This is a genomic window from Actinoplanes sp. G11-F43 (genome assembly GCF_050589265.1).
Taxonomy (GTDB): domain Bacteria; phylum Actinomycetota; class Actinomycetes; order Mycobacteriales; family Micromonosporaceae; genus Actinoplanes.
The window spans coordinates 64586-72789 of record NZ_JBNZCE010000068.1; the positions used below are offsets into that span (position 1 = coordinate 64586).

Annotated in this window: 5 protein-coding genes; 4 read left to right on the plus strand and 1 reads right to left on the minus strand. The window is 72.4% G+C overall.

Annotated elements, in window-relative coordinates:
• Positions 1-44: 44 nt before the first annotated feature.
• From ACQ0O7_RS44220 to ACQ0O7_RS44230, 3 genes are read left to right on the plus strand one after another with little or no spacing between them, the layout of a single operon-like run.
• Positions 45-347: a hypothetical protein gene (locus ACQ0O7_RS44220; protein ID WP_430791932.1), complete on the plus strand. Its 303-nt coding sequence runs from the start codon at positions 45-47 to the stop codon at positions 345-347.
• Positions 344-997 carry a hypothetical protein gene (locus tag ACQ0O7_RS44225; protein WP_430791933.1) on the plus strand — a complete coding sequence of 218 codons (654 nt, stop codon included), beginning with the start codon at positions 344-346 and terminating at the stop codon, positions 995-997. The genes ACQ0O7_RS44220 and ACQ0O7_RS44225 overlap by 4 nt, the downstream gene beginning before the upstream one ends.
• Entirely contained in the window at positions 990-2492 is a 1503-nt protein-coding gene (locus ACQ0O7_RS44230) for a hypothetical protein (RefSeq protein ID WP_430791934.1), read from the plus strand. The genes ACQ0O7_RS44225 and ACQ0O7_RS44230 overlap by 8 nt, the downstream gene beginning before the upstream one ends.
• Positions 2493-2549: 57 nt before the next feature.
• On the opposite strand, the gene ACQ0O7_RS44235 is transcribed toward ACQ0O7_RS44230, so the two are convergent.
• The gene (locus ACQ0O7_RS44235; RefSeq protein ID WP_430791935.1) at positions 2550-6887 is read right to left on the minus strand and encodes an FtsK/SpoIIIE domain-containing protein; all 4338 of its coding nucleotides are present in this window, start codon (positions 6885-6887) and stop codon (positions 2550-2552) included.
• A gap of 171 nt (positions 6888-7058) precedes the next feature.
• On the opposite strand from ACQ0O7_RS44235, the gene ACQ0O7_RS44240 reads away from it, so the two are divergent.
• Positions 7059-8003, plus strand: a complete 945-nt coding sequence (locus tag ACQ0O7_RS44240) for a hypothetical protein (RefSeq protein ID WP_430791936.1) — start codon at positions 7059-7061, stop codon at positions 8001-8003.
• The last annotated feature ends 201 nt before the right edge of the window (positions 8004-8204 follow it).

Sequence of the window (8204 nt, forward strand, 5' to 3'; positions counted from 1 at the left end):
TGGCCCGGCCACGGGTCGTGTACGGCCAGTCAGGGAGGAGAGGCATGGCCAGGATTCGCATTCCCGGTGACGAACTCACCGAAATCATCGACGCGCTGAGCAGGATCCGGGACGGTCTCGACCGGGTCGCCAACCTGGACTCGGTCGGCACCGAAGACGACGTCGGCGACCGGCGCCTGGTGGACGGCGTCCGGACCTTCGACGGCGCCTGGCGGACCGGCCATCGGCGGGTGCAGGAGAACACCGACACGTTCCGCAAGATGGTCGACGGCATCCTCGACAACTTCCGCAAAGCGGACGAGGAGACGATCGCGGCCCTGACGCCCGAGGGAGAGCGGCCCCAGTGAGTCAACCCCAGAGGAAACAGCGAGCCTCCGAGGCCTACCGCTTCTCGGTCGCCTATCCGGCCTCCTGGTGGAGCGTGGACCTGCACCCGGCGGTGCGCGACGCCGAGATCCGCAAACGCCTGCTCGACGGCATGTCCGATCGAGATCAGGCCAGGCACGCCGGTGACATCCGCGAGGCGGTCCGCGCCGCCCGCAAATGGGCCACCGCCTGTTACGAGCAGGGCGCCCTGCAGTTCTTCGGGTTCTTCGACGTCGTCGACGACATTCCGCTGACCGCCCTGACCATGGTGCTGCGCTACGTCGTGCCCGAGGACGAGGAACTCGACCTGTCCGAGCTGATGGTCGGGTTCGCGATGCACAACGCCGGAGTGCCGCTGGGCAAGGGCACCGCGGCGAACCGCACCGAGATCCTGGACCTGCCGAACGCCGGGCCGGCCGGCCGGTTCACCGCCATCCACGAGGTCGAGACCGAGGGACTGGAGACCACCCGGTTCTCGGTGATGAACACGATCGTGCCGCTCGCCGGCACCCGGGAGACGCTCATCGTCACCAGCCTGACCCCGAACGTCGATTTCGCGGATCCGTTCCTCGCGCTGTTCGAGCAGATCCACGACACGCTCGCCCTGGAGAAGGTGACCGCCGATGCCTAGGCCGCCCGCCGCCGCCTGGTCGGTTCTCGACCTGGACGACGACCCGACCCCCGGTGAGCCGGACATCCTGGAACGGCTCGCGGCCGAGTACACCGCGATCGCCGACGACGCCGAGACCGCGGCGACGCTGATCAGCCGCATCCAGTCCGCCGACCTGGGCGAGGGCAGGTCGCTCGACAAGCTGCGGGAGAAGCTTGACGAACTGCCCGGTCAGATCGGCAAACTGCGTGACTCGTACCGGGAGGCGGCCGAGGCGGTCGCCGGTTACGCTCCCCGGCTGCGCACCCACCAGGACGCCGCCGAGCGGGCCCGGCTGATGGCCGAGGAGGCGCAGAGCCGGCTGGACGCGGCCGACGCCGAGCTCGGTGGCATCGAGAACGCGCTGGCCGCGGCGACGCGGGCGGTCACCGCGGCCGGCGACGCCGGTGACGATCAGGCGGGCGTCACCGCCCGCGACGACGTCGACCGGATCTCCGCCGACCGGGTGGCCGCGCAGAACCGCAGCGCCGACGCGAGCACCGAGCTGAACATCGCCAAACGGCTGGCCGCCGACGCGCGGGAGCTGCGCACCTCGGACGCGTCGACAGCCGTCGCCATGCTGGCCGAGGCGGAGGACAACGCCGTCCGGGAGAAGAGCTTCTTCGAGAAGATCGCCGGGCTGCTCGGCACCATCCTGGGCGTCATCGGTTTCGTCACCGGGATCCTCGGCCTCATCCTGACCGGCCCGATCGGCTTCATCTTCACCGCGATCAGCGTCCTCGTCGGGATAGCGAGCCTAGGTGTCACCGCGGCCAATGTGGCGATCAGCGGGCCGGGCAAGTTCGGCATCGCCGAGCTGGTCCTCGGTGGCATCGCCACGGTGCTCGGGGTGGGCGGTCTGGGCGCGGCCATCTCCGGCGCGTTCAAGGCCGGGCGGGGTCTGTCACACGTGGTCAAGACCTTCAACATGCGGACCCCGCCCCCCAAGATCAATATCAACGGGCCGGACATCCCGCTGACCCCGCTGCCGCCACCCACCGCCGGACCGCGGCCCGGACTCGCGCCGCCGTCGGTCGACGTGCCCCCGCTGACGTCGCTGCCACCGGCACAAGGACCGCGCATCCGGCTCACCCCGCCGGACGGCAGCCCCACCCCGGCGCCCGGGCCCACCACGCCGGCCCCGGGCGGGCTCACCCCGCCGCCGCGCCCCGGATCGCCGACCGCCCCGCCGAACGTGCGCCCGCCCGGCGGCACGGTGGAGGTGGTGCCCCCGCCCGGCACGGTTCTCGGCGGGCCGTCCATCGGCAACCTGAACGGCACCATCCTCGAATCCATCCAGCGGATGCGGGGGATCTTCCCGTTCCGGATCTCCGACATCGTCCGGGACCCGATCGCGGCCGGCTCCAACACCTTCGGCATCGCCAGCGGCATCGTCGGCATCGGCTTCGGCGGCAAAGGCCTCGCCGACCAGGCCGCCGAGGAGGCCGAGGAACGCGCGAAGGCCGCCACCGCATAGCCGAGGACCACAGGATCAGGGGCTTTCCGGTACGTACCGGAAAGCCCCTGACTCTTCTTACAGCGCCGCTTCCGGGATCTGGATCGTGGTCAGACGCCCGCTGCCGTCACTGAGGAACGCCCGGCCGGCCTTGCCCGCACCGAGCCTGCTGCGGGTCAGCTTCCCGCCGATCAGCTCGCCGTCACCCGGCGCCTGCGGGCTGATCAGCAGGCCCTGCCGGTTGCGCCGCAGCTCCGGGATCCAGCCGGAGAAGCCGGACAGCAGACGATCGGTCTGCCCGGCCACGAGCAGAGCCCGGCCCTTCTCCGCGCCGGTCCGGGCGATCTCGGTGAAGATCGAGTCGGCGAGCGACTTGGCCAGATTGTCGGCATCGTCGACGACGATCACCACCGGCTCCGCGGTCCCGCCGAGGATCTCCAGCAACTCGGCCTTCACCACGTCGTCACCGGCGAACACCGCCAGCACCCCGGCCCGGCCGGCCAGATCACGCAACGGCGAGCGGCGCGGCGCCGCGACAACCAGCCGGGAACCACCGTCCAGCAGGGACAACGCCATGGTCAGCAGCGCGGTGCTGCGCCCGGACCGGGGCGGGCCGCCGATCACGAAGGTCGGGTTCGACGCCAGATCCGGGCCCATCGCGGTGAGCTCGTCCCCACCGACCCCGGCGAGCGCCCACATCGGGCCCGGGCGCGGCACCGGCACGAACTCGGCCGCCTCCGAGGCGGTGAGCCGATCAGGCAGCTGGTCGACCCGGAACGGGCGACGGCCGGCCGGCACCGCGGCGTCCCGGGCGGTGCTCTCCGCCGCGATCACCCGCAGCGCCGCGGCCTGCGCCTGGCCACTCGCCGCACCGGGCAGCAGGGCGATCTGCAGCTCGGCCTTGTCCCCGGCACGGATCGCCCGGCCGGGCGGGATCTCATCCGGCACCGACCGCTGCGGCACCCCGATCATCATGTACTCGGACTTGTCGTTGAGCCGCATCACCAGCTTGTCCTCGGTGGTGGCGGACAACCGGGTGGAGAACATCGACCGGTCCCCCGCGACGATCAGGTGCACACCGACGCCGGCGCCCTCCCGGAGCAGGGCCAGGATGCCGTTGAGCAGGGCGCCCCCGTCGTACTCGGTCAGCGTCTTGTCGAAAACCTCCCAACGGTCGAAAAGCACCACCAGGTGCGGCGGGCGCTGCTCGGGCGGCAACACGCGGCGCAGCTCCGGCAGATCGGCGGCACCGGCCCGGGCCAGCGTCTCCTGCCGCCGGGCCACCTCACCGGCCAGCCGGGCGACCAGCCGTGCCATCCGGTCCGGCTGGGTGCGCTGGACCACCGCGCCGGTGTGCGGCAGCGGCTCCAGGGCCAGCAGGGCGCCGTTGCCGCAGTCGATGCCGTACAGATGCACGTCACCGCTGGAATGGGCCCGGGCGATCGCACCGGCGATGGTGCGCAGCGCCTGCGACCGGCCGGACCGCGGCGAACCGATCAGGTGCAGGTGCCCGAAGGTGGCGAAGTCCAGCATCAACGGCAACCGGGCCTGATCGGCGGGCAGATCGATCAGGCCGTAACCGACCGGCGCCAGGTCGTACCCGGCGGCCGGCAACACCGGCAGATCGGCCAGCCCGACCGTCTCGGTCAGCGCCGGCAGCCACGGGCTGTGCTGCTCCGGGATGCCGAGGTCGGCGTTCGCCCCACGGATCGCCTCCACCAGATCGGCGAGGTCGGTCACGATCTCGCCGCCGGCGTCCGCGGTGACCGCCGGGCGCGGGCGGGGCGGCACCGGATCCCCGAGGTTCTGCCAGAACACCGACCGGATCCACGGCTCCTCCACCACCGCCCGGACGGCACCCGGGCGGCGGCCACCGACCCGGGCCGCCTGGAACGGGATCAGCGTGTTCTGGCCCAGCCGCACATAGGCCCGGCCCGGCGCGCTCTTCGCGATCGACGCCGCCTCCGGCGAGTTGATCACGTCGGTGCTCTCGCTCTTGTCGGTCATCCGCAACGCGATCCGCAGGTTGGTGTTGGCCCGGATCTCCGGCGACACCACACCACCCGGCCGCTGAGTGGCCAGAATCAGGTGAATGCCCAGCGAACGGCCCCGCTGCGCGATGTTGACCAGGCCCTTCACGAAGTCCGGCAACTCCCGGGCGAGCGAGGCGAACTCGTCGATCACGATCAGCAGGCGGGGCATCGGCGACAGGCCGGACCGCCGGGCGGTCAGATCGATGTAATCCTCGATGTCCTTGGCGCCGGCCGCCGCCAGAATGTGCTCCCGCCGCTTCAACTCGGCGCCGAGCGAGACCAGCGCCCGCTCCACCAGGTGGGTGTCCAGGTCGGTGACCATGCCGACGGTGTGCGGCAGCGCCACACACTCCTTGAACGCCGAACCGCCCTTGTAGTCGACCAGCACGAAGGTCATCGCGTCCGGGCGGTTCCCGGCCGCGAGCGAGGCGACAAGTGTCTGCAGCAGCTCCGACTTGCCGGCGCCGGTGGTGCCGGCGACCAGACCGTGCGGGCCGTCCCGGCGGATGTCCAGCGCGAACGCACCATCCAGCGAGACACCCATCACCGCCGAGGTGGTACGCCCACCCGCGGTCCACCGGGCGGCCACCGCCGCCCGGCTCGGCTGATCCATCGAGATCACATCCAGCAGCCGCACCGAACCCGGCAGCACCGAATCCTCGGCGTCACCACCACCCGGATCACGCAGCGGGCCCAGCACCCGGCCGATCGAATCGGCCCACTCCGGGCCGACCGCGTCCACGCGTACGTCAATCAGGGTCTTCTCGCCGGAACGGCCGACCCGGACCCGCCCGTCCCGCTGCTCGGCGACCACCGCCAGGCACTCCTCGGGCAGCAGCCGTTCCTCGGTGTCCAGGCAGATCGAATGGACGCCGACCGCCGGGCCGTCCCGCAGGATCTGCACCACCCCGGGCAGCGAACGCAGCCGGCGGGCGCCGTCGAAGACGACCAGCACGGTCTCCGCGAAACTCGCGGCGCCCGCCGCCGACCGGGCCTCGATCATCGCGCTCAACTCGGCGACCCGGGTGGCGAGCGAACCGGTGCCGGTACCGACGGTCGCGGTGGTGTCCTGGCCGGGCTCCGGGCGGACGTGCGGCAGCCAGCGCGCCCAGGACCAGGCCGCCGCACCGGACTGCCCGCTCAGCAGATAGATCTTCAGGTCGCGGGGGCTGTGCAGCACCGCCGCCTGGGCGACCACCGACCGGGTCACCGCGGCCGCGGCCGGCCCGGAACCGGCGATGCCGAGCACCCGCATCCGGCGCAGATCGACGGTGACCGGCACGTCGTACGCGTCCTCGGTGATCCTCCGTTTGTGCAGGTCCGTCCCCGGATCCTCGAGCAGGACCGCGGACGGCTGATCGGCGGTGCCGACCCGCAGAGTGAGGAAGTCACCATCGGTACGACGCCGCTCCCACAGACGGCGGCGCGGGCCGACCGCGGTGAGCAGCAGCGCGGCCGGATCCGGAAACGCCTCCCGGCGCGACCGCCGCTCGATGACCACCGCCTCCCGGGCCTCCGCGGTGATCCGGTCCCGGTTCTCCTCGTACCGCCGCACCCGCTCCTTGTGGGTCACCTTGCCACTGCGCCGGGAAGCCACGTAGTTGCCGATGATCACCAGTGGTGAGAGCAGGCCGAACAACAGCGCGGAAAGCCGGTTGAAGATGAACACCCCGGCCACCGCGAACACCAGCGGGGCGATCGCCGCGATGTACGGCAACGGCCGCCGGTCCGGCTCACCAGGCGCGATCGGCAACTTGAACTCGGTCGGCGGAATCGGCGGAATCAGCCGCGGCGGCCGGTTGTAATCCAGCCCCGCGCCGTCCTCGGACGGTTGCAGGGCGGCATCCGGCGGCTCCGGCCGGGCCGGCTCCAGCAACGCCCCACCGACCTCCAGAGCCGCGCCGACCGGCCACTCGACCGGCCCGGTCAACTCGGCCCGATCCAGGCGCACCGGCGACGGCGGGCCGGCCGGCGGAGTGAGCAGACAACGGCCACCCGGCTCCACCCGCAGCCGCAACGCCCGGCCACCCGGCGGGAACCGGCCGATCCGCACACCACCGCCGGACACCGCGGTCACGTGGTAGTCGCCGATGTCCAGCCGGCGGACCGCGCCCGCACCGACCCCGGACACCGTCCGGATCTCGATCACCCCACGTGGCTCGACGATCGCCGCGGTGGTGCCCGGAGAGGTGCCGACGATCACGGCGTCCCGCAGCGGCGACCGGTGCAGGGTCAGATCCGGCGGCACCGGGGCCCCCTCGACGTAGAGGACGGGCACCCCGAGCGCACCGGCGATCGCACCGACCCGGGTCTCCGGATCGGCGTCGAGGTGCAGGTCACGGGTCTCGCCGACATCGTCGACGACGGTGAGGAGCAGTCGCACGGGCCCATCTCCAGGTTCGGGAAATCATCGGCTGCCTTCTTCTACGACCGCCGTCTGGTTCGCGTTCTCCCACACCTCGCCCTCGTCTCGGAGAACGCGATCGCCGTCGCGTCCGTAGCCAGAGACGAGGGTGTGCGCCGGGCACATCCGGCCGGCCCCGAGGAGTCCCGTATGTCCGCGCCTGTCGTCGTCGCGGTGGTACTCGCCGTGCTGCTGGTGATCGCCTCGGTGCTGCTGGTCCTCGAACTGCGCACCGGCCGGCCCGGCACCCGGACACGAGCCGCCGCCGGGCCCACGGTGACCGGACCGGCAGCCCTCGACGAGGTGGACCGCGCACTCCGGGTCCTGGTCACCGCATGCGACCGGGCAGAACGAGACTTCCCCGACGTGTACGCCGTGGAAGTCACCGCCGACCGGGTCGCCCTGCGACTGGCCGTGTACGAGCCGGACGCCCCCACCCCGTGGGAGAGCGGTGCCGACGGGACCACCTGGTCGCTGTCCCGGGCCGGGCGGCAGACCGGTGGACAGATGGCGGCCGAGTCCCACCCGTACCCGCTGATCGTCTCCCTCGGCCTGCACGAGGACCGCCGGGTACTGGTCAACCTGGCGCGCGCGGCCGGTCCGATCGCGCTGGCCGGGGAGGCCGGCTCGATCGCGCGACGGCTGCTGTCCGAACTGCTCGCCGGCCCGGTCGGACGGGACGCCGAGATCACCCTGGCCGGCGAGGTCGCACTCAGCCTGCGTGATCAGCTGTGGGGCGCCCGGCCGGAACGTCTGCGCACCGCCGCCACGCTGGCCGAGGCCCGACACGGCGGCCGGGAGGAGCAGGCCGCCCGGACCGGGGCGCCGCAAGTCTTCCAGCTGCTCGACGACGGCCGGGGTTCGGCCGAACCGGACCAGCCCCGCCGCCTCGTGGTGATCGGCGCAGACCAGTTCCGCGCCGAGTCGGCTGTCCTCGCGGCTGGTGGGCGCGACGGCGGGGGCTGGGGTGGTGGCGGCGCGGTGCTGGTCCTCGGCGAGGCCGACCACGCGGCCTGGCGTTTCGAGGTACTCCCGGACGGCGGCCTGGACACCGGAGCCCTGAGCCTACCCATCGACACCGTCCGGCTCGGCTGAGCCCGGGGCCGGGCCGGGCCGGGGCCGGGGCCGGGCCGGGCCGGGGCTGGGAGACAGAACGTTCTCCCTCCGGGGAGAACCGCAACCCACCGCCGACAGACAGAACGTTCTCCCACCGGGAGAACCGCAACCCACCACCGACAGACAGAACGTTCTCCCACCGGGAGAACCGCAACCCACCACCGACAGACAGAACGTTCT

Bases quoted from the DNA above. Each gene is read 5' to 3' on its own strand.
- ACQ0O7_RS44220 (WP_430791932.1), top strand. From the start codon at position 45: ATGGCCAGGATTCGCATTCCCGGTGACGAACTCACCGAAATCATCGAC.
- ACQ0O7_RS44230 (WP_430791934.1), top strand. From the start codon at position 990: ATGCCTAGGCCGCCCGCCGCCGCCTGGTCGGTTCTCGACCTGGACGAC.
- ACQ0O7_RS44240 (WP_430791936.1), top strand. From the start codon at position 7,059: ATGTCCGCGCCTGTCGTCGTCGCGGTGGTACTCGCCGTGCTGCTGGTG.